The following is a 26960-nucleotide window of genomic DNA, read 5'->3' as shown; positions in this document are numbered from 1 at the left end:
CTCAGCCTCGATGAACAGGGTGGGCGGGAAAAACCTTATTTAATGCTACGATGGCCCCATTTGTGGGAACCACTTTGATAAAACAGGTAGAACCAATTGCGGTCCATTGTAGGTGACTTGCTGCTGCTGCGTCTGGCGGACGGATCCAGCGAGCCCATGAACAAGCGCTTGTATCGTGGCATACGCGAAGCGATCCTGGATGGCGCCATCGCCGCCGACTCGCGTTTGCCTGCGTCGCGCGACCTGGCAACAGAGCTGGGCATTGCCCGCAATACCGTGGTCCACGTCTACAGCCAGTTGCTAGCCGAAGGCTATACGCGCAGCCGGCAGGGCAACGGCACGTTCGTCAACGCGTCGGTGCCCGACTCTTACCTGGCCAGCGGCCGGCGCCTGCGCCAGCCCGCGCAAGCGCAACCGGGGCCCGCGCTGTCACCACGCGGCGCGGCCATTGTCGAAGGCGTGTCGGCCTCGCCCTACCAGTGGGGCGCGTTCATGCCCGGCGTGCCCGACCTGACCGAATTCCCCCACAAGAAATTTGGCCGCATCGTCAGCAATTTGTGGCGCAACCCGTCGCCCGATCTGTTGACCTATGCCTACGGCGGCGGCCTGCCGGCGCTGCGCGAAGCGCTGGCCCAGCATCTGGCGCTGACGCGGTCCATTGACTGCGACCCCGACCAGATCATCATCACCGAAGGCTCGCACCAGGCCATCGACCTGACGACGCGCATCCTGGGCGAAGCCGGCGAAACCGCCTGGGTCGAAGACCCCGGCTACTGGGGCGCGCGCACCATCTTGCAAGCCAACGGCCTGCACACCGTGCACCTGCCGGTGGACGAAGAGGGCATGCGCCTGCCCGAACCCGGCGGCACGCCGCCGCGCTTTATCTTCGTCACGCCATCGCACCAATATCCCTTGGGGCCAGTGATGTCGCTGGCGCGCCGCCGGCAATTGCTGGCCGTGGCGCGGCAAAGCGGCAGCTGGATCATCGAAGACGATTACGACAGCGAATTCCGCTTCTCGGGCCGCCCCATCGCCTCGTTGCTGGGCTTGGAGCCCGATGCGCCCGTCATCTATATGGGCACGTTCAGCAAGACGCTGTACCCGGGCCTGCGCGTGGGCTATCTGGTCTTGCCCAAGCCGCTGACCGCCGCGTTCCAGGCCGCGCACGCTGAGCTCTACCGCGAAGGCCATCTGATGACGCACGCGGCGCTGGCCACGTTCATTTCCGAAGGCCATTACGCCGCGCACATCCGCCGCATGCGCATGCTGTATGGGCGGCGCCGCGCGATGCTGGTCAACCTGATTGAACGCCGGCTGGGCCCGGACTGGCTGCACCGTGACGCCAGCATGGCAGGGTTGCATCTGGTGCTGACCTTGCCGCTGGACATGGACGACCTGCGCGTGGTGGATGTGGCGCGCAGCAAGGGCGTGCTGACCCGCGCGCTGTCGCGCTATTACGTCAATGCCGAAGGGCGGCGGCCCGGCCTGCTGCTGGGCTATGCCTGCGTGCCGGAAAACGATATTGCGCGCAAGTTCGAGGTGCTGCTGGAAAGCCTGGCCGACGTCGCCCGCAAGCCCGCGGCGGCTTGACCGGGTCCGCCTAAAAAAGCGGCAGCGCCGCGCCGAATGCCGCCGCGTTGCGCATGCCCTGGTCTTCGAAGTTGGTGTTGAAAACGGCATGCGCCTGGCTGCTTTGCGTGGCCAGCCGCGTGAAGCGTTCAACCAGTTCGGCAAGCTCCTGCTCGCTATATTCATATTGAAAGCGGCCCGACGACGCGCTGCCCGAGGCGTTCCATGCATCGGCATTGCGGCCGTGCAGCCGCAGCAGCGTCAGATCGGGATGCGTGCTTTCCCAGATGGCGGGCACGGTATTTTCAAAGCCCTGCGGCGCGTCCACCACCGTGTGCACCACGCCCAGATCGCGTTCGAAAGCCAGCGTGTCGGCGATGGCGCCCGGGCTGTCGAACCAGCTGCGATGGCGAAATTCCACCGAAATCAAATGCTCTTGCATGCGCGCGGCGCAGTCGGCCACATGCGCGCGTCCTCGCGCGTCGCGCCGGATCCATGGGGGAAATTGAAAATGCACCGCGCCCAGCTTGCCCGGCATCCGCAGTGGTTCCAGCGCCAGCTGATAGCGGCGCCACATTTCATCGCGCAGGTCTTCGGGCATCTGGCGGTGGTAGATGATCGGGTCCGGCCAATCTTCCAGTTCGCGTGCGATGTCCCCGGGCAGGGCGGCCAGCGGCGTCTGGTGGCCGGTGAACAAGCGGAACGCCTTGATGTTGAAGACGAAGTCGTCCGGCGTGCGCTGCGCCCACAGATAGGCGTTGTTGGCCGACGGCAGCGCGTAGTAGCTGGAATCGATTTCCGCCATCGAAAAGCGCGACGCGTAAAAGCGCAGCCGCGCTTCGGCGCCGCGCACGTCGGGCGGGTAAAACCGCCCGCAGGCGAGCAGGGTGGGGTCGGTCCAGGAGGCGGTGCCGGTCAGGATACGCATGGCAAAAGGGTGGCGGATGGGGCGCGGGGCAGGGCGACGACGCTGCTATGATAGCTGGATAAATAGCCAGTCATTTGGCCTACTTGCCGCCATGCCCGACCACGATCCCACTGCCAACACCCGCCCCGATCCCCTTGCCGATCTGAACCCTGCCCAGCGCGAAGCCGCCGAATTCGGCGTGCGGCCGGGCTCAAGTTCGGGCTCAAGCTCGGCCGAAGACGCGGCGTTCGATGACGGCCCCCTGCTCGTGATTGCGGGGGCGGGATCGGGCAAGACCAACACGCTGGCGCACCGCGTGGCCCACCTGATCCTGAACGGCGCCGACCCCCAGCGCATGCTGCTGCTGACGTTCTCGCGCCGCGCGGCACAGGAAATGGACCGGCGCGTGGGCTCGGTGCTGCAACGCGTGATGAACCTGCGCGGGTCGCAACAGGCGCCGTCGTTGCCTTGGGCAGGCACGTTCCATGCCATCGGCGCGCGGCTGCTGCGCGACTGCGCACTGCGCATCGGCCTGTCTGAAGCCTTCACCATCCACGATCGCGGCGACGCCGAAGACCTGATGGGCATGGTGCGGCATGAACAAGGCTTGTCATCCACCAAATCGCGTTTTCCCTTGAAGGGCACCTGCCTGGCGATTTATTCGCGCGTGGTCAATAGCCAGACGCCGGTGGCCGACGTGCTGAAAACCTCATTCCCCTGGTGCGCACAGTGGGAAGAGGAATTGAAGACGCTGTTTCGCGGCTATGTGGCCGCCAAGCAGGACCAGCAGGTGCTCGACTACGACGACCTGCTGCTGTATTGGTCAGAAATGATGACGGACCCCGGCATCGCCGCCGATGTCGGCGCGCGCTTCGACCACGTGCTGGTCGACGAATACCAGGACACGAACCGCCTGCAATCCGCCATTCTGCTGGCCATGAAGCCCGACGGGCGCGGCCTGACAGTGGTGGGCGATGACGCGCAATCCATCTATTCGTTCCGCGCCGCCACCGTGCGCAACATCCTGGATTTTCCCTCGCAGTTTCCCAAACCCGCCCGCGTCATCACGCTGGACCGCAACTACCGGTCGACCCAGCCCATCCTGAACGCATCGAACGCGGTGATCGGCCTGGCCACCGAACGCTACGCCAAAGACCTCTGGACCGATCGCGTCTCGTCGCAACTGCCCGAACTGGTCACCGTCAGCGACGAGGCCGGGCAGGCGCGCTGGGTCGCCGACCAGGTGCTGGCGCAGCGCGAGGGCGGCGCCACGCTCAAGTCGCAAGCGGCGCTATTCCGCACGGCCAGCCATAGCGCCGCGTTGGAACTGGAACTGACCCGGCGCAACATTCCTTTCGTCAAATTCGGCGGGCTGCGCTTTCTGGAAGCCGCGCACGTCAAGGATCTGCTGTCGCTGTTGCGCTGGGCCGAGAACCCGCGCGGACGCATGGCGGGTTTTCGCGTCGCGCAGTTGATGCCCGGCATCGGCCCGGCCACCGCCGGCAAGCTGATGGACGCCATGGCGGCCAGCCCCGAACCGCTGCGCGCGCTGCGCGAGTTCAAGCCCGGCGCGGCGGCCCAACAGGAATGGGGCGCGTTCGCCGACACCTATGCGGCGCTGTGCGACCCGGGCCTGCGTTGGCCCGCCGACGTGGACCTGGCGCTGCGCTGGTACGCCGGCCAGCTTGAACGCCTGTACGACGACGCGCGGGTGCGCAAGACCGACCTGGACCAGCTGGTGCGGCTGGCGGCGGGCTACCCGTCGCGCGAACGCTTTTTGACCGAGCTGACCCTGGACCCGCCCGACGCCACCGGTGACGAATCCGGCGCGCCGTCGCGCGACGAGGACTACATGATCCTGTCCACCATCCACTCGGCTAAGGGCCAGGAATGGAAGGCTGTCTATGTGCTGAACGTGGTCGATGGCTGCATCCCGTCCGACATGAGCACCGGCACCGCCGAAGAGATCGAAGAAGAGCGGCGCCTGCTGTATGTGGCCATGACGCGCGCCAAGGAACGGCTGCAACTGATCGTGCCGCAGCGCTTTTACGTGCACCAGCAGACGGGCATGGGCGACCGCCACGTATACGGGTCGCGCACGCGCTACATCACCAACGCCATGCTGCCGCTGTTTGAACACCTGCCTCGGCCGCCCGCGCTGGGCGACCTGCCTGCGGGCGCGCCGCCCAAAGAGGCGCAGGCGCCGGCCATCGACGTGACCCGGCGGGTGCGCAACCTGTTCTCATAGCCTGCGCTATCATCAGCCGATGCCATAAGTTGTGCCGCAGGGCTCGCATTGCCAAAGGGTATCCATGTCTGCTGAAGAGAATTTCGCCGACGTCCACAAGGGCGAGGTGGTGGCGTCCATCGCCTATGTGAACGGCCGCCGCGACCGCGAAGTGCCCATCGATGAAGTCGGCCAGCACATCGGCCGGTATAGCAGCCAGAACAGCGACCAACTGGGCGGCCCATCAGACGGCAAATCAGGCGGGCAATCAGGCGGATTAAGCCCCGGCCAACCGCCCGGCATGCTGTGGATCGGCCTGCGCAACCCCACGCCCGAATTGCTGGCCCGTGTCACCGGTGAATTGGGCGCTTGTGGCAAGAACCAGGAAGAGATGCTTGAACCGCACCGGCGGCCCAAGATCATCGATTACGGCAACATGGTTCTTATCGTGACCATCACCGTCGAGGTCGAGGCCGAACGGCCTGTCTTCGGCGAAACCCAGCTCTTGATCGGCGACGGCTTTCTGGTCACCGTGCGGCGCGGCGCCACGGCGGCGCACAGCCCGCTGCGCGAACGCCTGGAAGCGTCGCCCGACCTGCTCAAGCGCGGCAGCGACTACGTGGCCTCCGAAGTGCTGGACTGGCTGGTCGACCGCTACGTGGCGGCGGCGGGCAAGATCGAAAGCGTGGTCGAAGGCGCCGAACAGAAATTGCTGATCCGTGGCGCCAAGGATTCCGATATCCGCAGGCTGTACCGCCAGCGCCGCGACTTGCTGCGCATTCATACCGTGGTGTCGCCGATGGCGGAAATATGCCGTCGGCTGGCGCGCGTCGAGATGTCGGCCGTGGACGAGCATGCTCGCCCGTACTTCGGCGAGGTCGCCGACCGCGTGCTGCGCGTGGACGAGCTGTTCAACGCGTTGCGCGAATCGCTGGCGTTCGCTTTCGAAGCCAGCCTGATGATCGGCCAGGCGGCGCAGAACGACACGACGCGCAAGCTGGCGTCCTGGGCCGCCATCCTGGCTGTGCCCACCGCGATTGCCGGCATCTATGGCATGAACTTCGAATTCATGCCGGAACTGAAGTCGCCCCTGGGCTATCCCATCACGCTGGGCGTCATCGCGTCGATCTGTTCGGTGTTGTACTGGCGGTTCCGCAAGTCCGGCTGGCTATGAAAGGCGGGCCGGGAACAGCGCGCAACGCAGGCCGACACGCCAGCCCGGGCGGCAGGGGCGGCGAGAGGTCCAGCAAGGCAAGCGACCGGGACATTTTCCGCACGGTCGATTAACGAAAAACCGGGCCGCCTGTGGCACACTTGCCGCGTTTCTTACCTGGAGGCCGGCCGGTGCGTGGCAAACCCCCATTTCGCGGCGGCGGCAAGCTGACCGCCCTGATCGTTGCCTTGATTCTTGCGGCGGCGGGCGCCATCGTCAATTGGCTACAGCCGTCGGGGCAGGGCGATTCGCCCCGCCCGTCACGTCCCCCCTCGGCCGATGGGCGCTCGCCTGCGGCCGACGGCATTCCGCCCGGCAGCTACACGCTGACCGGCGCGATCGTCAACGTGGCCGATGGCGACACCGTCACGCTGCGCGCGCGCGATGGCCAGCGCCGCATCCGCATGGACAGCATCGATGCGCCCGAAGAAGGCCACGGCGCCGACCAGCCCGGCCAACCCTTTGCCGAAGCGTCCCGCAAGAATCTGGCGGATCTGGTCGCCGGCAAGACCCTGACCGCCCAATGCTACGAACAAGATCAGTACGGCCGCGACGTCTGCGCGCTGATTCTGGATGACGGCCGCTCGGCCAACCGTTTGCAGGTGCAGTCCGGCTACGCCTGGGCCTACACCGCCAGGCGCGGCGATTACCTGCGCGACAAGGCCATGACGAGCTTGCAACGCCAAGCCCAGGACGCCAAGCGCGGCCTATGGGCCAAAGAGGGCGCCATGCAGCCCTGGAAATGGCGCTATGACTGCTGGCGCCAGCGCCAGTGCGGGTGATGAGGGGCGGTCGCCGCCCCGTGCACCCGCTAGGGCATGCCTGGGTACTGGCTGCGTCCCGCCTTTGCTATCCTCTGTCGCAACGTTTTGAAGGGAAGGTTTCCATGCTTGCAATGAAGCGGCTCAGGGCGACAGCCATGCTGATGTTGCTGGCGCTGGCGGGCTGCTCTCAAGAAAGCCCCATCAACAGCCCGTATCCGTCCGGCGCCGAAAGCCAGAACACGCTTTATTCCGCGTTTGTCCAGCGTTCGCCCAAATACCTGGACCCGGCAAGCTCTTATTCCGGCGACGAAACCCCTTATACCTACAACATCTACGAGCCGTTGTACGGGTATCACTACCTGAAGCGGCCGTACGAGCTGGTGCCGCGCGCCGCGCAGTCCATTGATCCGCCGCAGTATCTGGACGCCCAGGGCAAGCCCTTGCCCGCCGATGCGCCGGGCGAACAAATCGCCGAAAGCATCTACGACATCAAGATACGCCCGGGCGTGCGCTACCAGCCGCACCCCGCGTTCGCCCGCAAGACCGACGGCAGCTACGACTACTTCCCGATTTCCGAAGACGACCTTAAAGACAAGTACTACATCCCCGACTTTCCGCGCACCGGCACGCGCGAACTCACGGCGGACGACTACGTCTACGCGTTTCGCCGTCTGGCCAGCCCGCGCGTGGTGTCGCCCATCTATTCGGTGATGGCGGACCACGTGGTCGGCATGCAGGAATACGGCGACCGGCTGCGCAAACGCGACCGGGACCTGCGCCGCGATCTGCCCGGCGGCGGCGCCGCCTCGTGGCTGGACCTGCGCGATGCCGACGGCTTTACCGGCATCCAGGCGCTGGACCCGCACACGCTGCGCATTCGCGTCAAAGGCAAGTACCCGCAGTTCAAATATTGGCTGGCCATGACCTTCACGGCGCCCATCCCCTGGGAGGCCGACCGCTTCTACAGCCAGCCGGGCATGGCCGCGCATGACCTGTCGTTGAACACCTGGCCGGTCGGCACCGGCCCGTACATGATGGCGGAATCGTTGCAGAACCGTCGCCACGTGCTGGTGCGCAACCCCAACTTCCACGGCGAAGCCTACCCCTGCGAGGGCGCACCCGGCGACAAGGAAGCCGGCATGCTGGCCGACTGCGGCAAGCCCACGCCCTTTATCGACCGCGCCGTGTTCAGCCTGGAAAAAGAAGCCATCCCGCTGATCGGCAAATTCATGCAGGGCTATTACGACGTGCCGCAAATCGAACGCGGCGAATACGGCGTGGCCATGCTGGTGGCGGCGGGCGACAGCCAGGACAAGGCCAAGCAGTACCGCGAACACGGCATTCGCCTGCCCACCACGGTGGAAACCGCCAACTGGTACATGGGCTTTAACTGGCTGGACCCAGTGGTGGGCAAGGGCGACACGCCCGAGCAGGCGGAAAAGAACCGCAAGCTGCGCCAAGCCATCAGCATCGTGTTCGACTGGGAAGAATTCGTCACCGTGTTCGAAAACGATCAGGCGTCCGTGGCCCAAGGCCCGGTGCCTCCCGGCGTGCTGGGCTACCGCGATCCGCCTGAGGGCGTGAACCCGGTGGTCTACGACCTGGTTGACGGCAAGCCCGTGCGCAAGTCCGTCGACGTGGCCAAGCGGCTCTTGGCCGAGGCCGGTTACCCCGACGGCCGCAACGCCAAGACCGGCGCGCCGCTGGTGCTGTATTACGACGCCATGCAGGGCGGCGGGTCGAACCCGCGCTTTGACTGGATGCGCCGGCAGATGGCCAAGATCGGCGTGCAGCTGGACGTGCGTTCCACCGACTACAACCGCTTCCAGGACAAGATGACGCGCGGCGCCGCGCAGATCTTCCTGTGGGGCTGGAACGCGGATTACCCCGACGCCGAAAACTTCCTGTTCCTGCTGTACGGCCCCAACGCCAAGGCGCGGGGGGGCGGCGAGAACGCAGCCAACTACCAAAGCCCGGAATTCGACAAGCTGTTCGAACAGATGAAGTTCCTGGACGACGGCCCCCAGAAAGAACAGCTGATCGCCAAGATGGTGGCGGTGGTGCAGCGGGATGCGCCGTGGATGTTCGGCTATTTCCCGATGTCGGGCGGCGCCTATCAGCAGTGGGTCGGCAACGCCAAGCCCACGCAGATGGTGCGCAACACGCTGCAATACATGAAGATCGATCCCGCGCTGCGCCAGCAGAAGATCGATGAATGGAACGTCCCAAGGTGGTGGCCGATCGGCCTGTTCGTGCTGCTGTTGGCGCTGGCGATCTGGCCTTCGTACGTGGCGCTCAAGCGCCGCGAACGCCAGACCGCCTTCGGCCCGGCGGTCCGCAAGGAGCATCAATCATGATCGGCTATGTGATTCGCCGGCTGCTGTATGGCGTGCTGATCCTGATCGGCGTCAACCTGTTCACCTTCATCCTGTTCTTTGCCGTGAACACGCCCGACGATATGGCGCGCCTGGCTATCGGCGGGCAGCGCGCCAGCCAGGACGCGGTGGAAAAATGGAAGGTCGAACGCGGCTACGACAAGCCGCTGTTCTTCAACGAGCGCGCGCAAGGCACGGCGCAACTGACCGACACCATCTTCTACCAGCGCTCGGTGCCGCTGCTGGCCATGGAATTCGGCGCATCGGACAGCGGGCGCGACATCGGCCGCGAGATCCAGACGCGCATGGGCCCCAGCCTGGCGCTGGCCGTGCCTACCTTCATCCTGGGGTTGTTCGTCAGCATCGTGTTTTCGTTGACGCTGGTGTATTTTCGCGCCACGCGGCTGGACTTCTGGGGCGTCGTGGTGTGCGTGCTGCTGCTGTCCATTTCCAGCCTGTTCTACATCATCGCGGGGCAGTGGGTGTTCGCCAAGCTGATGCGGCTGGTGCCGTTCTCGGGGTTTTCGGGCGGGCTGGACGTGGTCAAGTTCCTGGCGCTGCCGGTGCTGATCGCCATCGTGTCGCGGCTGGGTCCCGAGGCGCGCTTTTACCGCACGCTGTTCCTGGAAGAGATCGGCAAGGACTACGTGCGCACCGCGCGCGCCAAGGGCCTGGCCGAACGCGTCGTGCTGTTTCGCCACGTGCTGCGCAACGCGATGCTGCCCATCCTGACCAGCACGGTGGCCGCCTTGCCGCTGCTGTTCATGGGCAGCCTGATCGCCGAGTCTTTCTTCGGCATCCCCGGCCTGGGCAGCTACACCATCGACGCCATCAACGCGCAGGATTTTTCCGTGGTGCGCGCCATGGTGTTCCTGGGCGCCGCGCTCTATATCGTGGGGCTGATCCTGGCCGACATTTCCTACACGCTGGCTGACCCCCGCGTTCGATTCGAGTAGCCGCCATGCCCAAGATCGTCTTCCTTTGGACCGACATCGCGCTGTGGCTCATGGTGCTGGGTGCGCTGGCCTATGTCTGGCACGTGCGCCGCAGCCCCAACCTGCGCGCCACCTGGGGGCGCGTTGCGCGTGACACGCCGGCGATGTGCTCGGCCGTCATTCTTGCCGCCTTCACCGTGGTGGGGCTTCTCGATTCCGTGCACTATCGGCCACAACTGCCGCCCGCGCCGGGTGCCGCCGCCGACGCCGCGCCCATCTACGCGCCCGTGGTCAAGTCGGCGCTGGACGGCTTGTTGGCCGGCACGGTGTTGACGCAGCCCGAAAGAAATTACTCGCAGCCGTTGGCCGTGAAGCTGTTCCTGAAAGAAACGATGCTGGTCAACGACAAGCCGGTGCGCGATTTCCCGCGGTTGCGCGGCGCCGCCACGCATGTGACCGATCCGGATACCCAGCACGTGCCTGACGTGTTGAAGCGCCTGGGCTGGGGCCTGGCCGGCGGCTTGGCTGTTGCGCTATTGTCCGCCGCCGTGTTGTTTGCCTTGCTGGCGCGGCGCGCGCAGTCGGCCAGGCAGGCGGCGCATATGCTGCTGGGCGGAGAGTCGGACGTGCCCTGGCGCGCCATGGCCATCACCTTTACCCTGCTGTGCCTGACGGCCGGGGCGCTGGCCGGCCTGTCCAGCGGCTACCACGCGCTGGGCACCGACCGCATCGGCAACGACGTGTTGTGGCAGGCGCTTAAAAGCATCCGCACGGCGCTAGTCATCGGCAGCCTGACCACCCTCGCCATGCTGCCGCCCGCCATCATCTTCGGCATCGCGGCCGGGTATTTCAAGGGCAAGGTCGACGACGCCATCCAGTACCTGTACACCACCATCACGTCGATTCCCGGCGTGCTCCTGGTGGCAGCCTGCGCGCTGATGATGCAGGTGTATATCGACAACCATGCCGACCTTTTCGACACCTCCGTCGCCCGCGCCGACCTGCGCCTGTTCCTGCTGTGCATGATTCTCGGGCTGACCGGCTGGGCGGGCCTGTGCCGCCTGCTGCGCGCCGAAACCCTCAAGCTGCGCGAACTGGAATACGTGCAGGCGGCGCGTGCCTTTGGCGTGTCGCACTGGCGCATCATGACGCGCCACCTGCTGCCCAACGTGGCGCACCTGGTGCTGATTACGGTAGTGCTGGAATTTTCGGGGCTGGTTCTGTACGAGGCCGTGCTGTCCTACCTGGGCATCGGCGTGGACCCCAGCATGAATTCTTTTGGTTCGATGATTGACGGGGCGCGGCTGGAAATGTCCCGCGATCCCATGATCTGGTGGAGCCTGATGACCGCATTCCTGTTCATGCTGGCGCTGGTGCTGGCGGCCAACCTGTTTGCCGATGCGGTGCGGGATGCGTTCGACCCGCGCACGCGCCGCTACAAACCCAGCCGCATGGCGCGTCTGGGCGGCTGGTTTGGCCGCCGCCAGACGCTGGCCGCCGAGCCGCGCCCATCGAAGTCCGGAGAAGCCCCATGAGCCAGGATTCCATCTTGCTGGATGTGCGCGGCCTGGATGTGGACATTGCCGGGGAATCCGGCATGACGCATGCGGTCAAGCGCCTTGAGCTGGCCATTTCCCAACGCCAGACCTTCGCGCTGGTGGGTGAATCGGGCTGCGGCAAGAGCATGACGGCGCTGGCGCTGTTGCGCTTGCTGCCCGACGCGGGCCGCATCGTGGGTGGGCAGATCGACCTGGATGGCCAGGACCTGAACCGCCTGCCCGAAAGCGCGATGCGCGGGGTGCGCGGCGGCCGCATCGGCATCATTTTCCAGGAGCCGTCCACCAGCCTGAACCCGGTCATGCGCGTGGGCGACCAGATCATCGAAACGCTGACGGCGCATACGCCCCTGCGCGGGGCGGCGGCGCGCGCCCGCGCCATCGACTGGCTGCGCCGCGTGGGCATCCCCGAGCCCGAGCGCCGCGTGGACGACTACCCGTTTCAATTTTCGGGTGGGCAAAAACAGCGCGTCATGATTGCCATCGCCTTGGCGGCCGAGCCGCTGTTGTTGATCGCCGACGAACCCACTACCGCGCTGGACGTTACCGTGCAGGCGCAGGTGCTGGACTTGCTTGCCGATATCCAGCGCGAAATGGGCATGGCCGTGATGTTGATCACGCACGACCTGGCCGTGGTCAAGAACGTGGCGCATCACGTCGCCCTGATGCGTGGCGGTGAAATCGTGGAAAGCGCCAGCGCCGAAGAATTCTTCCGCGCGCCCAAGCATCCGTACGCACGGCAGTTGTTCGAAGCCATTCCCACGTTCGACAAGCGCGGCGCGCCGCTGTCCCAGCAAGGCCGCGAGGCCAGCGCGGGCAAGGCCGAGCGCGCCCGCCCACGCGCGCCCGGTAACGCGGGCGACCTGGTGCTGGACGTACAAGACCTGAAGGTGCACTACCCCGTGCGCAAGGGGCCGTTGCGGCGTGTCGTGTCTTGGGTCAAGGCGGTGGACGGCGTCACCTTTACGCTGCGCGCGGGCGAGACGCTGGCCTTGCTGGGCGAGTCCGGTTGCGGCAAGACAACCACCGGCAAGGCGCTATTGCGCCTGATCGACGGCGCGCGCATTTCGGGCCGCGCCATGCTGCAAGGCAAGGACTTGCTGAGCGCCGACCGCCGCACGCTGCGCGACCTGCGGCAAGACATCCAGATCGTGTTCCAGGACCCTTATGCGTCGCTGGATCCGCGCATGCGGGTGGGCGATATCCTGGATGAGGGCCTGGCATCGTTACGGCGCTCTATGAGCCCGCAGGCACGCGCCGCGCATGCCGCGCAGTTGATTGAACGCGTCGGCCTGCCGGCCAACACGCTGACGCGCTACCCGCACGAATTTTCGGGCGGGCAGCGCCAACGCATCGCCATCGCGCGGGCGCTTGCCGTCGAGCCCAAGGTCCTGATCTGCGACGAACCCACGTCCGCGCTGGACGTGTCCGTGCAGGCGCAGATCCTGGACCTGCTGCGTGAACTCCAGGACGAGCTGGGCATCGCCTACCTGTTCATCACGCATAACTTCGGCGTGGTGGAATATCTGGCGGACCGCATCGCGGTCATGGACGGTGGCCGCATCGTCGAGCTGGGCGATGCCGATACCGTGCTGCATGCGCCGCGCCAGCCACTGACCCAGCGCCTGCTTGCGGCGGTGCCGCGCTTGCAGTTCGGCTCATAAAAAACGCGCCCTGATCCGCAAGGATGCAGGGCGCGTGGCAGGCTGGCGTCCGGGCAGGACGCCAGCCGCGTCACAGCTCGTGATGGGACGTCGGCGTTTCCAGCCAGACCAGCGTGTCGTGCCGCAAGGCGCGCACGCATTGCGCCAGGAAGGCATGCACGGTTTCCAGTTCGGTGGTGTCGTAGCGTCGCGCCATCAACATCACCGCGTCAGCGACCCACTGGCGTTCCTGCGCCAGATGCTGGCACTGTTCCTCGACCGGCCGGATCACGATCATCCGGCGGTCCAGCGGGTGGCGGCCACGTTGCACATAACCTGCCGCCTCCAGCCGGTTGATCAAGGCGGTGGCGCCGCCCGAGCTGATTCCCATCAGCTGTGCCAGTTGCCCGGTGGGCAAGGCGTCGAATTCCATCACTAATTCCAGCGCTTTCAGATCCGCCAGGGGGATGCCCAGCTTGTCTGCCAGGGCCGACTGGCACGCGGCGTTGTACACCGAGAACTGTCGACCCAACATCAGGGCGATATCGTCGAGCATGCCTGGGCGCAATTCATTCGTGCGGGATTCTGGCATAACAGTCACATGCTCATGGTGGGCGATCGTTTCTTGTTGCAGCATGATTTCGCTCCTAGGCGGATCAGTTGTTTACTTCTTGGCCAAGCCGCCGAGCAAACCGCCCAGCAACCCGCCGTTGGCAGCGCCACCCGAGGTGCCGCCCGCCGTTGAACCGCCGGTCAAGCTGCTGGTGACACCACCCAGCAAACCGCCCAGCAGACCCCCGTTACTTGCCGTGCCGGCACCCGCCGCACCGCCGGCTGCCGCACCGGCCGCGCCACCCGCACTGACGCCAGCACTGGCGCCGGTACCGGTCGTCGCACCGACCGACACGCCACCCGCCACGCCGCCGAGCACGCCACCCAGCAAGCCGCCGCCGACCGCGCCGCCCGAGGCGCCGCCCGCCGATCCACCCGTGGCGCCGCCGGTCACACCACCCAGCAATCCGCCGAGCAATCCGCCGTTGGCCGCGCCGCCCGCCGTTCCGCCCGTCGCGCCACCCACCGCACCCTTCACGCCGCCCAGCAAGCTGGTCACCGGTGCCAACAAACCGTTCACGCCGCCCGCCGCGGGCGTTCCGCCCACGCCACCGACCCCGCCGAGGATGCCGGTGATCGGGCTGAGCAGGCCGCTCGTACCGCCACCGGTCACGCCGCCCGTTATGCCGCCTGTTACGCCGCCCAGGCCCAGGGCGCCGGTCACCGACGCCACCGCGCCGGTCGCGTTGGCCAACGTGGAGCCCAGCGGATTCGTATTGCCCGGCGTGGCGTGAACCAGACCGCCCGCGCTGGCGACCGCGCCGCCCAGGCCCTGCAACACGCCGTTCAGGCCGGCCGTGTTACCCGGCAACGTACCGCCCGCGCCGGCCAGCGTGCCGCCCAGGCTGGTCAACAGCCCGGCGACGGGGGCGCCCAGCTGCGTTTTCGCGCCCACTTGCTGCGTCAGGTTGGTCACCGTGCCGGCGATCGGCGCAACGTTCATGTCCAGCGCGGCCCCAACGCCGCCCAGCGTCGGTTGCAGGCCCAGGGGCAGCACGTTGTCCACTGTTTTGCCAACATTGGACAGGGCCGGTTGCAGGACGGGGCTGGACGGGCCATCCAGCAGGCGCCCCGTCACGCCGCCCGCCAGTTGCATGACCGGATTGAGCAAGCCCCCTTGGCCACCCAGGCCGTCCGTCAGGGCGCCCACGGCGTTGGTGGCGTTGCCCAGCATCGTCGTCAGCGGCATGGGATTGGCGGGGGCCGCGTTCAGCAGATCGCCCGCGCCGCCCACGGTTTTGCCCAAACCGTCCACCAGGCCACCCAGGCCGGAGCTCAAGCCTCCGGGCAGGCCGGCGCCCTTGATCGACGTGCCCAAATCGCTCACTGCGCCGCCTACTTGCGTCGTCACGCCGTCCACCGGAGCGCCCAGCCCGGTCGTGGCGCCCACTTGCTGAGTCAGCCCGACCACGGTGTTGACCACCGGTTCCACCGTGGGATCCAGTGCCTTGCCCACGCCGCCAAGCGTGGGGCCCAGATTCAGGGGCAACGTGTTGTCCACGGCGTTGCCAGTGTTGCCCAACGTCGTTTGCAGCAGGCCCGCCGTCACCGGATTGACCGGGGGATTGGGGTCGGTGCCGCCCGGAGTGCCCGGGTTGCCAGGGTTGCCGGGGTCCGTGCCACCGGGATTGGTGCCGCCCGGGTTGGTGCCACCGGGGTTCGTGCCACCTGGGTTGGTCGGGATATCGATGCCGGGCAGGCCGGCGGTTTTCTTGCTACCACCGCTGCTTCCGCACGCCGCTAGCGCGCTGACGACAGCAGCGGCCATGACGGTGGCGGTCAAAATGCGTTGAATGCGGCTGGCTTCAATCTTGGACATCATGGCGAGCTCCTCGGGTTGGTAGGTCAGGCGTGGAAACCGCCCGGTACCGCTCTACATGCATAATCCGTGCCAAGATTTTTCAAACGGACCCACATTGCACGGGTCCACGCATTTGAGGGTTAATAAAATCCTTTGTTTTCAATGCACTGGTGTGGATTCGAGGGTTTGTACCAGGCTTGGGAATTCGTCACTTTTGCGACCACAAAAAGCCTGCGAATGTTACGAATGGCCGGTTATCCGACGTTACGTTACGGGCGACGTTACGTAACGCGGTGTTGGGAACCGGCGCAAATAAAGGTCGTTTCAGCCTGTGGCAAGCGCGCAAAAAAAAGCGCCTGTCGGAGCAGGCGCCAAAGGGGTCGGGAATGCGGTGCGTCAGAACGCGTCGTAGAACAACGAATAGTTGGCGTTAAAGCGCACGTCGCGGTCGTTATTGACCGTGGCCGATCCGATTGGCTTGGCCACGTTGAAATCGAACAGATAGTATTTATCGTCCGTGAAGCGCAGCCCCAGCGCCACCGAGGACAGGTGCCGCTGGTTCAGCGCTTGCAAGCCCTTGTTGTTGTACCAGGTGCGCGCATAGTCGATCAGCGCATAAGGCTGGACGGCCGACAGGTATTCCCAGCCTGTGCCGAAGCGCCGGTTGATTTCGGCCGATACGCCCACACCCTTGTCGCCGCTTTGTTCCCCTTGCGGGTATCCCATTGCGTAGCGCCAGCTGCCAAAAGAGATTTGCTCGGACGAGGGCAATATATTGCTGGAATATTGCGCGGCGCCTGAAAACGTCAGGCCGAACTGGGCCGGCAGGGCGACGGTTTGTTTGGCGTTCAGGTTATAGCGGGCGAAATCCAGGTCCAGAATCGGCGTGGCGGAATAACCGTAATTGCTTGAGATATCCTTCTTCGCGCCCGCCGCATCAAAGCCTTTGGACACGCTGGCGGTTATGTCGGTTGTTTGGATTTCCGACAACTGTATATATCGTAATTCGATATTTGCAGCGCGTACCCGAGCGTCCTGTTGCAACCAGAGGTCGGCATTGCGCGATTCATATCGGTCTTTGGAATTGGCGGCGTACATACCCACCGTGCCCGTCAGCGACCGCGTATTGCTCAAGAGGATCGGATAGCTGACCCCGATACCGATGCGGTCGTTCTTTACCCGTCGTTCAAACCCCAGATATTCGATCGCGTCGTCTTTGGGCTTGGCGTCATAGTGGTAACCATCCACTTTGATGGCCAAGCCGTCAGGGCCGATGGGCACGCTGATTTCGCCCATTACATATTTCACGTCGTCGGTATTGAAGGGCACCGCCGCGGTCAACTTGACCTGTTCGCCCAACGGGGTAAGGCTGCTGGCGCCCACATTGACCAAGGGCTGCATACCGGTGCCCAGGTCGGCCACGCCGCCTGTAAAACTGAAAGGATGCCGGGTCGCGTTCAATACCAGTTCGGTGGCGCCGTCAGCGCGGCGCGGTAAATCCAGGCTGGGCGTGAATTTCACACCTGGCACCGTGCGCATCAGGTTCAGCTGCCGCTCCAGCGTGGATTGTTTAAGCGGACGTTCCTCTTTCAGCGGGCCAGCCAAGGTGTCCAGGCGATCTTGTGCGTTACCGATATCGCCTTCGATGCGCACATTGCTGATAAACCCTTCCACCACGGTCACGACGACCAGCCCATTCGCAAATGTCTGGTTTTGTACTAGTGCAAACGAAAGGGGGTATCCCTTGTCGCGATATAGCTGCGTGATCTTATCGACCTGCTGGACCAGTTCCCCCAGGCTGATTTCCTTGCCTGACAAGGGGCTGAGTATTGCGGAAACCTCGTCGAAGGGAATCGCGTGCACGCCGCTGACATCGAAATTGCGCGGCACGATGCGTTGGGCCAGCCGCGCCTGCAATGCCAGTTGCTCGGGGGTTGCCGTCTGCACGACGGGGGGCGGTTGTGTGGCGCCCGGCGGCCTTTCCAGCTGCGGGACCGCGTCGACGGGGTTGCCTCGCAAAGGGCCGTCGGCGCGCGCGGGGGCGCCACAGAAAACCGTACAGATCAGGGCGAGGGTAAGCGAACTTGCCGGGTACGTACGTCTCATTGCCTAGTGTGTCTCTGTTTCTACCAACGCCGTCCCGATGAGTATTCGATATTGCGGGAATACTGAATAAAAATGGGGACGCAGTATTGTAAAAGGTGCTTCAGTGCGTCGTAGGCAATATGGTGCCAGCGGACGGAGTTAACAACAAATTATTTCATTGTGACCAGTCGGGAACGGCAGGATTACAACATATTGAGATTCTCATGAAAGAAAATATTTAAGTTTTATAAGGGTTAACTAGGGGATTTTTATTAAGTTCACCCTAGTTTCGCTGTATTGGTTACATGTCGGTGGGCGTCGGGATGTGAATATACGTGTAAACCCTGATGTGTATTAAATGTTAATAGATAAGACTATATAAACGTTTCAAAACACATCGGTTATGAGCCACCGGGAGTCCACGAGATGGGCACGCATCACCCTAGTAATCATTGGCGCGATCAACCGATCCCGCTTTGCCTATTGCCGCTGTTTCACCGGGGCCGTTCATGAACCCGGGCGATATTGTTCCGCTCTCGTTCAACGGCGGCCTGGTCGCTCTGTCGTTTCTGACAGCGGTACTGGGCTCGTACGTCGCCTTGCTGGCGGCGGCGGGCATTCGCACAGAAACCCAGGACGGCGACCTACGCATCGGTTACATCATCATCGGCGCGGTAGCCATGGGCGGCGTGGGCATCTGGAGCATGCACTTCATTGGCATGCAGGCGCAGAACCTGCCGTTTGATGTCGGTTATCAGGTTGGCCTGACCATACTGAGTTTCTTCGTTGCCGCCGGGTTTTCCGGCTGGGCCTTCTGGTATGTCGGCCGCGAACGCTTCACCTTTGGCCGATGCCTGGTGGGTGGCATGGCCGCCGGCCTGGGCGTGGCCGCGATGCACTACCTGGGCATGGGCGCGATGCGCATGCCGGCCGTGCTGCTGTGGAATCTGCCCATTGTCGTTTTATCGGTGCTTATCGCCGTAATTGCCGCTTCGGCCGCGCTCTGGCTGGCGTTCAATACCCAGAACGAGTTTCAACGAGGCGGCGCGGCCATTTTGATGGCAGTGGCCGTTTGCGGCATGCATTACACCGGCGCGGCGGCCGGCACGGTTATCTGCTCAACCCCCCGCGAGGCGTCCAGCCTGCAAATCGGCGGGGTGATGCTGCCGTATATCGCGTTTGTGTTGTCGGCGCTCATGTTGCTGATCATGCGTTGGCAGCTGCAACGCGCGTCGACCCGTTTCCGTTCGCGCATGGCGCAGCGTATCGACTCGTTTATTGAATCGGCGCCTGTGGCTGAACCAGGCAAGGCGCCCGGCTCCACATTGGGGCCGGGCTAGCAGGGCCCGGTATGCGTTCGTATGCTTTTCATTCGGACGCGAGAAATACCGGCAATAGGGGGTCGGCACCGCCACGCGGATCGGCTCAATTATCAATCGAGTGTTAGGAGCTCGACATGAAAGCGAAACTTGCGCAGTTCTGGAACGACGAAGACGGCATCACCGCCCTGGAATACGGGTTGATCGCGGGTCTGGTGGCGGTGGCCCTCATCGCTGCCGTGGGGACTTTCACCGACGCCCTGGGCACCATGTTCACGGGACTCGGCACCAAGCTCAATACCGCAGGCGGGGGTTGATGCCCTAGCGCGCTAACGCGTACCGCGATGACCCAATGTGTCGGGGCATCGCGGTACGTGGCTGAAGTCCGAGGTTGTTTGCTTGACACGGGTTGCGCTCTTCTGGACGAGCGGGCCTGCCGTTGAATCTGCTTGATCAGAAGGTCCTGCCTTGTATCCAGGGGAAGTGCTGTGGCTGCTGTTGTTCGCATGCTGGAACGTGGTGCTGATCTACAACGATCTGCGCTATCGCCGCGTACCCAACACGTTGATCGTGGTGGGCTTCGTGGCGCAGCTGCTTTGGCTGCTGGCCGCCGCCTTCGTGCCTGGATGGACGTATCCGCCGCGCTGGACCGGGTGGTTGATGTGTGGGGCAGGGTTTTTGGCAGCCTTGCTGTTCTTGCCGCTTTGGGGCCGGCGCCTGATGGGCGCGGGCGACGTCAAGGCAATCGCCATCCTGGGGCTGTGGCTGGGTCTGGCGCCGCTGATCCTGGTGATGGTGCTGGCCAGTCTGCTGGCCGGCGTGCACGCGCTGGCGTATGTGGTGGTGTCGCGCTATTGGGCGGTGTCGCACCGGCTGCGTCAAATTCCGTATGCCATGTATCTGGGTATCGCCGCGCTCAGCGTGGTTCTTATGCCCTTGAATTCGCCCTGGTATTCGTGGTGTTCTTCCTGGTGCTCTACGGCATCCTGACCTACGGGCTGGTGTTTCTTGCGCAGAATTCCGTCACGCTGGCCGCACAGGACGGCGCCCGCAAAGTCCTGCAATGGCAGGCGGGCACCACGTCGCTGGCCGCGCGCGCCAACGCAGGCCGCGACACCGCACTGAATATCGCATCCTGGATGGCTTCCATGTCAGCCGCGCCGATCAAGGTTGCGGTCTGCGGCAGCGGCGGCGCCTTGAGCAGCAGCGCGGGCGGCACGTGCAGCGGTCAGCCGCTGGCCGCCGACCAGATCGAAGTGACGGTGTCGTATGCCTATGGCGCGCATCCGTTGATCCCCTCGTTTCCGCTGTTGCAGACGATGTTGATGCCGTCCACCAGCGTGCTCAGCGCGCGCGCCACGGTTCATCTTGGCAACACGCTGGGCGTGGGAGGCTGACATGGCACTGCCACGAACCCGTTTTGCGCCAGCGCTGCGCCAACGCGGCATTGCCGCGCTTGAACTGTCGCTGACGCTGACCATGCTGCTGATCTTCATCTGCGCCGTGGTGGGCTACGGCGTGTTGTTCTGGATGCAGCAACAGTTGGCAGCCGCCGCCGGAGAGGGCGCCCGCGCCGCCGTGTACGCGCAGATCAGCGGCAGCGCCAACGTGCAGGGCGATGCCTGCTCGGCCGCCATGAGTGTTTTCTCGACCGGCTCGGCGGTGGCATGCGCGACCACGCGCGCGCCGTGCGCCTGGGCCGGGTCCGGCGGCGAAGTCGCCAATTGCGCCACCGTCGCCATGACCTACAACACCCAGTCCTGGCCGCTGCTGGCCACATTGCAATCGTTCATCGTCATGCTGCCCGGCACGAACAAGAACTGGGTACCAAGCAGGTTGTCGTCGAAAGCCATCGTGCAGATATCGCAAGGGACACCATGAGCAGTATTAGCAAGATCATTGCGGGCGTGTTGTTGGTGGCGGGCCTGGTGCTGGCCTTCCTGGCGTGGCGCCTGGCGTCGCATTCCGGTCCTCCGCCCGCCAATCCGTCACCGGTCGCCACCGCGCCGGCAGCGACGCCCGCGCCACAAGTGACCTTGCACGATGTTGTCGTGGCCAAGGAAGCCATTGCCGCCGGCACGCGCATCGACGCCGCAACAATGCTGACCGTCGCGCAATGGCAGGTGGCGCTTTCCAACAGCTTCAACACCCCGGCACCGCTGGAAGGCGCCGTGGCGCGCGTGGACATCGCAGCGGGTGACCCCATCGTTCCCAGCCTGCTGGCGCAGGGCCTTGCCAAGCAGCTCAAGCCCGGCGAACGGGCTGTCGCCATCGCGGTCGACGAAGTGGTCGGCGGCGGCAACCGCATTGCGCCCGGCGACCTGGTGGATGTGTTCTTCATGGTGGAAAAAGGCCAGGAAATCTCCGGCGGCCAGGCGCGCCTGCTGCAATCGCAGCTGCGCGTGCTGGCCTTTGGCAAAAGCTCGGTGGACGGTCCCGAAGAAAAATCCGTGCTGCAACAAGGCCCCGGGCAGCCGGCGCGCACCGCCGTGCTTGCGGTGCCGGTCGAACAGATCAATGAACTGATCCTGGCCAGCCGCGCCGGCCGTCTGCAACTGGCGTTGCGGCCCGTCGGCGATGACGCCGTGCCGGACGCCACGCTGTTCGCCAAGCGCGGCACGGTGTTGCCCACCCGCGCCGACCTCACCCCCGCGCAGCGTGAAGCCTTGCTGACCGGCCCAAACCGCGCCTTTGCGGGCGACAGCCTGGTGCAGCTTGAAGGCGCCACACCCGCGGCGCGAGCGCCCGCCAACCGCGTGTCGGCGCCCACTGCCGGCAGTGGCGGCGGCGGGGGCCGTACCGTTGAAATCGTGCGGGGAGACAAATCCGAGCGCGTTCGTTATTGAACTTGGCTGCGCGTGGCAGGTGCCGCCGCGGCTGGACCATTAGAAGCAACCAGATCCAGCACATGAAAAGATATCAGCGCACCACCATGATCTGCGTCCTGTCGGCCGCAGCGGCGATGACATACGGTGCCGTAAGCCTGGCCCAGGGCGCCGCGCCCTCGGCGGCGGCGAACGCACCGGTCCGTGATATCGCGGTGGCCGTCAAAGGCCAGCAATCGCTGATGCTTGACGGCGCCGCGCCCAGTCGCATTGCCATCGGCGACCCCGAGGTCGCCGACGTGAAAATCCTGCCGGCCTCCGGCAAGCGCGCGGGCTCGCTGCTGTTGTACGGCAAGAAGGCGGGCACCACGCAGTTGCAGATATGGACGGGCAACAGCCCCACGCCGCAGATCTGGAACGTGCGCGTGGCTACGTCGGTGCAGGCGGCGTTGGCCAGCCGCGGCATTCAGGGCGGCCCCAACATCGACATCGCGGGCGAGCACGCGGTGGTGTCCGGCTACGCCGAAACCCCGCTGGCGCAGATCGCCGCCGCCAAGGCAGCCGCCGCCGCAGTGGGCGACAAGAACGTCGTGGACGTGTCCTCGGCCGGCGCGGGCGGCGTCGTGCAGGTCGAAGTCAAGGTCGTGGAAGTGTCGCGCTCCGTGATGAAGCAAGCAGGCATCAATTTCGCCGCCAGCAATGGCCCCTGGGCCGGCGCCAGCGCCGTATCCCCGACGGGGCTGGCCGCGCCCCTGGGGTTCACGCCGGGCGGCCCGATTGCCGCGGGCTTCTCGCTGTTCTATGACACGAACAATTTCGCGGCGCGCCTGCGCCTCTTGCAAAGCAACGGCATGGCGCGCGTGCTGGCGGAACCCACGCTGGTCGCCTTGACGGGTCAAAGCGCCAGCTTCCTGGCAGGGGGCGAACTGCCGATTCCCGAAGCGGGCGGCCTGGGCACCACCACGGTGACCTTCAAGCCATTCGGTATCGGCCTGACGGTCACCCCGACCGTGCTGTCGCGCGATCGCATCTCGTTGAAGGTGGCGCCAGAGGCCAGTGAACTGGATTACAGCAACGGCATCGCCATCAACACCAGCAACGACGCCAGCACCGTCATCCCCGCGCTGCGCACGCGCCGGGCGGATACCACGGTGGAATTGGGCGACGGCGAGAGCTTCGTGATCAGCGGCCTGGTGTCGCGTCAGACCAAGGCGATGGTCAACAAGGTGCCCATGCTGGGCGACTTGCCGATCATCGGCGCGTTCTTTCGCAGCGTGGACTACTCGCAAGAGGACACGGAACTGGTCATCGTCGTGACGCCGCGCCTGGTGCGCCCGATTGCGCGCGGGGTGACGCTGCCGCTGCCCGGCGGCCGTCAAGAAACAGCAGATTCAACTTTCAATGCCTGGGGCTATTACCTGATGGGCCCGGTAGGCGGGCAGCAAATGCCGGGCTTTTCACGGTGAGCAATATGAAGACACATGCCAGCGAGTGGGTTGGCCTGCAAAACGGCAAGCGGTTCCTGTTTTGCTCAAAAGGCGATGGCGTCGCCGCGCAGCTTGGACAAGCTTTGGGAGACATGGGCATGTTGACCCAGGAATCCCCAAGCATCGAAGAGTTGGCGCGGCGATTGACCGAGATCGGACCGCAAGTGGTTTTCCTGGACTTCACCCTGAGTGAGGACGAACCCGGAAAGCTGTTCAAATCCGCCGAGTTGGCACGCTTGCTGGCGCGTATCGCGCCGACCGTGCCGCGTGTGGCGGTCGGTTTTCTCAGCCAGCCTGAAGGCGCCATCGCGGCGCTGCGTGCGGGCGTCAGCGATTTCGTGGACCCCACGGTCGCACCCGAGGAAGTCAAGGAAGTGGTGCTGCGCCTGCTTGACGTGCCGGCCAGTGGTGGCCGCATGGACGGCTCGCGTCGCAGCGTCCTGTTGCTGGGCGCGCGTCCGGGCGTGGGGACCAGCACGCTGGCCGTGCATCTGGCCGGCATGGTGCAAGACCGCTTGAAGCAGGCGCACCTTGCGCGCGCCAGCGCCAACGGCGCCAAGCCCGTCAAGCCGGCCGAACAATCGGGCGCCATGCTGCCCCTGGCCAGCCGCGTGGCCTTGATGGACCTGGGCTGGCCGGTGGGCGATTGCCAGCTTTACCTGAACATCGGTAGCGACTTTGATTTTGCGGAAGCCGCGCGCAACCTGCGCCGGCTGGATTCCACCTTGTTGGGTTCGGCGATGGCCCACACCAACAACGGTCTGAGCGTGTTGGCGCTGCCGCGCGATCTATCCCAGATGCGCGACGTTTCGCAATCCGACTCCCTGCTGGTGTTCGAGCGCTTGCGCCAACACTTCGGCGTGGTCGTAGCGGATGCGGGCGGGTTCTCCAACCCGGAATTCGTGGCGGGCCTGGCTCGCTCGTCTCAACAGAACTGGATTGTGACCGACCAGAGCGTCGGGGCGCTGGTGTCGCTGGCCGGCCTGCTGCAAGAGCTGGAGCAACTGCATGTTGACCGCCGCAGCCTGGGCCTGATCGTCAACCGCTACGACGAACGCTACGGCATGACCGCGCAGCAGATTGCCGACCGCTTCCAACTGGATCTGGTGGGCACGTTGCCGGACCGCACGCTGGCCCTGATGGTCTGCACGAACCAGGGTCACCTGCTGCATGAAGAGGCCGAGCGCGACGTGTATGTGCGCGCGGTGCAGACGCTGGCGGAAAAACTCAGCGCGGAAGAGAACACCCCCGGCGGGCGGGCTAGCTGGCTGGCCACATGGCTGCCCGGTGTGCACCGCCGCATGATCGTCGGTTAACGGCAAGCTTCACGGGACGGCGGCGGAATCCGACATGATCATGACAGCGACCATTGAATTCGGCGGTGACGGCGACAAGGACTTTGCCTCGTCGAACCGCTTCCAGGAAGTCAAGACGGCGGCGTACGAGCACCTCTTGTCGCGCATCGAAGAACTGGGCGCCGAGTTCGGCCGCTGGGCGCGATCGGCCATCCAGGAGTTCGTCGATATCGAAGTCGCAAGCTTTGTACGCTTGCGGCGCGTGCCGATCAACGAAGGCGAAATGCGCCTGATCGCCGAGGCGCTGACCAAGGAACTGGCCGGCCTGGGGCCGCTGGAAGACCTGCTTGCCGATCCGGCCGTCGAAGACATCCTGATCAACGGTTACGACAACGTGTTCGTTTCGCGGCGCGGGGTGCTGGCGCGCGAGACGCTGCGCTTTACCGATAACCAGCATGTGCTGCGCATCGTGCGCCGCATTCTTGCGCCCATCGGCCGGCGGCTGGACGAGTCCAGCCCCATGGTGGACGCGCGCTTGCCCGATGGCGGCCGGCTTAACGTGGTGATCGAACCCTTGGCCGTGGATGGCCCGATGGTGTCGATCCGCAAGTTTCGCCAGGACCCGCTCAAGCCCGCCGACCTGCTGACGCTGGGCACCTTTGACGAAGACATCTACCGGCTGCTGCATGAAGCCGTGAAGAACCGTTGCAACGTGCTGGTATCGGGCGGCACCAGCTCGGGCAAGACTTCGCTGTTGAATGCGCTGGCGTTCTTCATTCCGGAGACCGAGCGCGTGGTTACGGTGGAAGACACCGCCGAACTGTCGCTGAACCATCCGCACGTGGTGCGGCTGGAGTCGCGGCAGGGCGGCTTTGACGGCAGCGGCGCGGTCAGCATCCGCGAATTGATCCGCAACAGCTTGCGCATGCGGCCCGACCGCGTGGTGGTGGGCGAAGTGCGCGGCGCGGAAGTCATGGACATGCTGCAAGCGATGAACACCGGCCATGAAGGGTCGATGGCCACCATCCACGCGAACTCACCGCGCGAATGCCTGTACCGGATCGAAATGCTGGCGGGCTTTGCGGGATTTCAGGGCAGCGAAGACAGCCTGCGCCGTCAGATCGCCAGCGCGCTGGACTTCATCGTGCAGATCGGCCGGCTGTCTAACGGCAAGCGGCGCGTGCTGTCGGTGACCGAAGTCACCGGCATGGGCGACAACGTCATCTCGACGCAGGAACTGTACCGGCACGAAACCTTCACCACGCCCGAGGGCGAAGAGAAAGACCGCTGGAACTGGCTGGGCATACACCCGCACACGCCCAAGCTGGCGAAGCTGCGCAACGAGCAGCGCGTGAACGACAACCCGCCCGGCGACAACGATGGCGGCGGCGGCTTCTGGAGCCGGAGGCGCTGATGCAAGACGCTTTGATCCTGGGGGCACTGGCGCTGGTGATGGCTTCGGGCGCGGTGCTGCTTTGGCGACATGCCAACAGCGGCGCCCGGCGCGCGGCCAGCTCTGCGTTCCTGGAAAACCAGCTCAAGCGCGGCCGGGAAGCGCCGGAAGAAACGCCATTCGCCGAGGGCGGGCGCGCGATGCGCAGCGGGTTTTCCAGCTGGGACCGGCTGCTGTTGCTGGCCGGCGTGCGCCAAAGTCCGGGCTTCTATTTACGCACGGCGGTGCCCGTGGTGCTGGGCGCGGTGCTGGCCTGGGTGTTCCTGGGGCCGCTGTCGGGCGTTGTGTCCTTCGTGATGCTGGCCGTGCTGATGTACTTCCTGCTGTGGCTGCGCGCCGACAAGCGGCGGCGCCGGATGATTGCGCAGTTGCCCGCCTTCCTGGACAACATCGTGCGCCTGATCACCATCGGCAACAGCATGGGCGCCGCGTTCCAGACGGCCGCCGCCACCACCGACCAACCGCTGCTGGAAGTGGTGGAAACGGCGGCCAGCCTGAGCCGCTCGGCCAAGGAACTGGACGCGGCGCTGGTACAGGTGTCGCGCATGTATGGCTTGAAAGAGTTGTACATGGTGGCCGCCGTGGTGTCGCTGGCGATGCGCTTTGGCGGACGCAGCGACCAGGTGCTGGAGCGCATGGCCGCGTTCATGCGCGACGTGGCGCAGGCGCGCAATGAATTGTCGGCAAGCTCGGCCGAAGTGCGCCTGTCGGCGTGGATCCTGGCGCTGCTGCCGGTGGGAATCGCCGGCTTCATCATCGTGGCGAACAACAAGCTTTTCATGGGCCTGTGGGAAGACCCCTTGGGCTTCAAGATGCTGCTGACCGCCGTGGTGCTGCAAATTGGCGGCTGCTATTGGCTGTATCGCATGGCCAAGTCGATTTAAGGGAAGGCAA

The 26960-nt window shown here is 64.9% G+C and carries 22 protein-coding genes; 18 read left to right on the top strand and 4 right to left on the bottom strand.

The window, feature by feature from the left end; genetic code table 11:
* Nucleotides 1–96: 96 nt before the first annotated feature.
* The gene (pdxR, locus tag AC0Z35_RS26155) at nt 97–1590 is read left to right on the top strand and encodes a MocR-like pyridoxine biosynthesis transcription factor PdxR (protein WP_370512735.1); all 1494 of its coding nucleotides are present in this window, start codon (nt 97–99) and stop codon (nt 1588–1590) included.
* Between the two features lie 10 nt (nt 1591–1600).
* On the opposite strand, the gene AC0Z35_RS26150 is transcribed toward pdxR, so the two are convergent.
* On the bottom strand, nt 1601–2497 hold the full coding sequence (locus tag AC0Z35_RS26150) for a DUF72 domain-containing protein (protein WP_485133205.1): 897 nt from the start codon (nt 2495–2497) through the stop codon (nt 1601–1603).
* A gap of 91 nt (nt 2498–2588) precedes the next feature.
* Between AC0Z35_RS26150 and AC0Z35_RS26145 the strand changes: the two genes are divergently transcribed.
* From AC0Z35_RS26145 to AC0Z35_RS26115, 7 genes are all read left to right on the top strand, one after another.
* Nucleotides 2589–4724, top strand: coding sequence for an ATP-dependent helicase (locus AC0Z35_RS26145; protein ID WP_485133206.1), 2136 nt, complete (start codon nt 2589–2591; stop codon nt 4722–4724).
* A gap of 64 nt (nt 4725–4788) precedes the next feature.
* Nucleotides 4789–5877 carry a magnesium and cobalt transport protein CorA gene (locus AC0Z35_RS26140; protein ID WP_120156364.1) on the top strand — a complete coding sequence of 363 codons (1089 nt, stop codon included), beginning with the start codon at nt 4789–4791 and terminating at the stop codon, nt 5875–5877.
* 170 nt (nt 5878–6047) lie between these two features.
* Nucleotides 6048–6698, top strand: coding sequence for a thermonuclease family protein (locus tag AC0Z35_RS26135; protein WP_219990572.1), 651 nt, complete (start codon nt 6048–6050; stop codon nt 6696–6698).
* 104 nt (nt 6699–6802) lie between these two features.
* Nucleotides 6803–9037 (top strand): ABC transporter substrate-binding protein, encoded by a 2235-nt coding sequence (locus tag AC0Z35_RS26130; RefSeq protein WP_046804098.1) that lies wholly within the window; start codon nt 6803–6805, stop codon nt 9035–9037.
* Nucleotides 9034–10011: an ABC transporter permease gene (locus tag AC0Z35_RS26125; RefSeq protein WP_104144273.1), complete on the top strand. Its 978-nt coding sequence runs from the start codon at nt 9034–9036 to the stop codon at nt 10009–10011. The genes AC0Z35_RS26130 and AC0Z35_RS26125 overlap by 4 nt, the downstream gene beginning before the upstream one ends.
* Before the next feature lie 5 nt (nt 10012–10016).
* Nucleotides 10017–11525, top strand: coding sequence for an ABC transporter permease (locus AC0Z35_RS26120; RefSeq protein WP_485133207.1), 1509 nt, complete (start codon nt 10017–10019; stop codon nt 11523–11525).
* Nucleotides 11522–13210 carry an ABC transporter ATP-binding protein gene (locus AC0Z35_RS26115; protein WP_046804095.1) on the top strand — a complete coding sequence of 563 codons (1689 nt, stop codon included), beginning with the start codon at nt 11522–11524 and terminating at the stop codon, nt 13208–13210. Before AC0Z35_RS26120 ends, AC0Z35_RS26115 begins: the two co-directional genes overlap by 4 nt.
* 70 nt (nt 13211–13280) lie before the next feature.
* Here AC0Z35_RS26115 and AC0Z35_RS26110 read toward each other — a convergent pair whose 3' ends face one another.
* The 3 genes from AC0Z35_RS26110 to AC0Z35_RS26100 all read right to left on the bottom strand — a co-directional run bounded on the left by AC0Z35_RS26110 (nt 13281) and on the right by AC0Z35_RS26100 (nt 17708).
* Complete coding sequence (locus AC0Z35_RS26110; protein ID WP_046804094.1) at nt 13281–13826, bottom strand: MarR family winged helix-turn-helix transcriptional regulator; 546 nt, start codon at nt 13824–13826, stop codon at nt 13281–13283.
* Nucleotides 13827–13853: 27 nt separating this feature from the next.
* Complete coding sequence (locus tag AC0Z35_RS26105; protein ID WP_485133208.1) at nt 13854–15623, bottom strand: collagen-like triple helix repeat-containing protein; 1770 nt, start codon at nt 15621–15623, stop codon at nt 13854–13856.
* A 375-nt stretch (nt 15624–15998) separates the two neighbouring features.
* On the bottom strand, nt 15999–17708 hold the full coding sequence (locus AC0Z35_RS26100; protein ID WP_485133209.1) for a ShlB/FhaC/HecB family hemolysin secretion/activation protein: 1710 nt from the start codon (nt 17706–17708) through the stop codon (nt 15999–16001).
* A 488-nt stretch (nt 17709–18196) separates the two neighbouring features.
* On the opposite strand from AC0Z35_RS26100, the gene AC0Z35_RS26095 reads away from it, so the two are divergent.
* From AC0Z35_RS26095 to AC0Z35_RS26050, 10 genes are all read left to right on the top strand, one after another.
* Entirely contained in the window at nt 18197–19027 is an 831-nt protein-coding gene (locus AC0Z35_RS26095; RefSeq protein ID WP_485133210.1) for an MHYT domain-containing protein, read from the top strand.
* Nucleotides 19028–19143: 116 nt separating this feature from the next.
* Complete coding sequence (locus AC0Z35_RS26090; protein WP_046804090.1) at nt 19144–19323, top strand: Flp family type IVb pilin; 180 nt, start codon at nt 19144–19146, stop codon at nt 19321–19323.
* A 151-nt stretch (nt 19324–19474) separates the two neighbouring features.
* Entirely contained in the window at nt 19475–19996 is a 522-nt protein-coding gene (locus AC0Z35_RS26085) for an A24 family peptidase (protein ID WP_046804089.1), read from the top strand.
* Entirely contained in the window at nt 19966–20403 is a 438-nt protein-coding gene (locus AC0Z35_RS26080) for a TadE family protein (protein ID WP_370512734.1), read from the top strand. Before AC0Z35_RS26085 ends, AC0Z35_RS26080 begins: the two co-directional genes overlap by 31 nt.
* 1 nt (nt 20404) lies before the next feature.
* Nucleotides 20405–20887: a TadE/TadG family type IV pilus assembly protein gene (locus AC0Z35_RS26075; RefSeq protein WP_046804087.1), complete on the top strand. Its 483-nt coding sequence runs from the start codon at nt 20405–20407 to the stop codon at nt 20885–20887.
* Nucleotides 20884–21852, top strand: a complete 969-nt coding sequence (cpaB, locus tag AC0Z35_RS26070) for a Flp pilus assembly protein CpaB (protein WP_485133211.1) — start codon at nt 20884–20886, stop codon at nt 21850–21852. Before AC0Z35_RS26075 ends, cpaB begins: the two co-directional genes overlap by 4 nt.
* 62 nt (nt 21853–21914) lie before the next feature.
* Nucleotides 21915–23297: a type II and III secretion system protein family protein gene (locus AC0Z35_RS26065; RefSeq protein WP_104144279.1), complete on the top strand. Its 1383-nt coding sequence runs from the start codon at nt 21915–21917 to the stop codon at nt 23295–23297.
* Nucleotides 23294–24634: a MinD/ParA family protein gene (locus AC0Z35_RS26060; RefSeq protein ID WP_046804085.1), complete on the top strand. Its 1341-nt coding sequence runs from the start codon at nt 23294–23296 to the stop codon at nt 24632–24634. The genes AC0Z35_RS26065 and AC0Z35_RS26060 overlap by 4 nt, the downstream gene beginning before the upstream one ends.
* A gap of 34 nt (nt 24635–24668) precedes the next feature.
* A complete protein-coding gene (locus AC0Z35_RS26055) occupies nt 24669–26027 on the top strand; it encodes a TadA family conjugal transfer-associated ATPase (RefSeq protein ID WP_120156358.1) in 1359 nt (452 codons plus the stop codon).
* Nucleotides 26027–26950, top strand: a complete 924-nt coding sequence (locus AC0Z35_RS26050; protein WP_104144282.1) for a type II secretion system F family protein — start codon at nt 26027–26029, stop codon at nt 26948–26950. Before AC0Z35_RS26055 ends, AC0Z35_RS26050 begins: the two co-directional genes overlap by 1 nt.
* Nucleotides 26951–26960: the final 10 nt, after the last annotated feature.

This window comes from Achromobacter sp. 1L-A-4-B-C2, assembly GCF_057291955.1.
The sequence above is the reverse complement of the archived record's forward strand: the minus strand, read 5'-3'. Positions and strand labels throughout refer to the sequence as shown.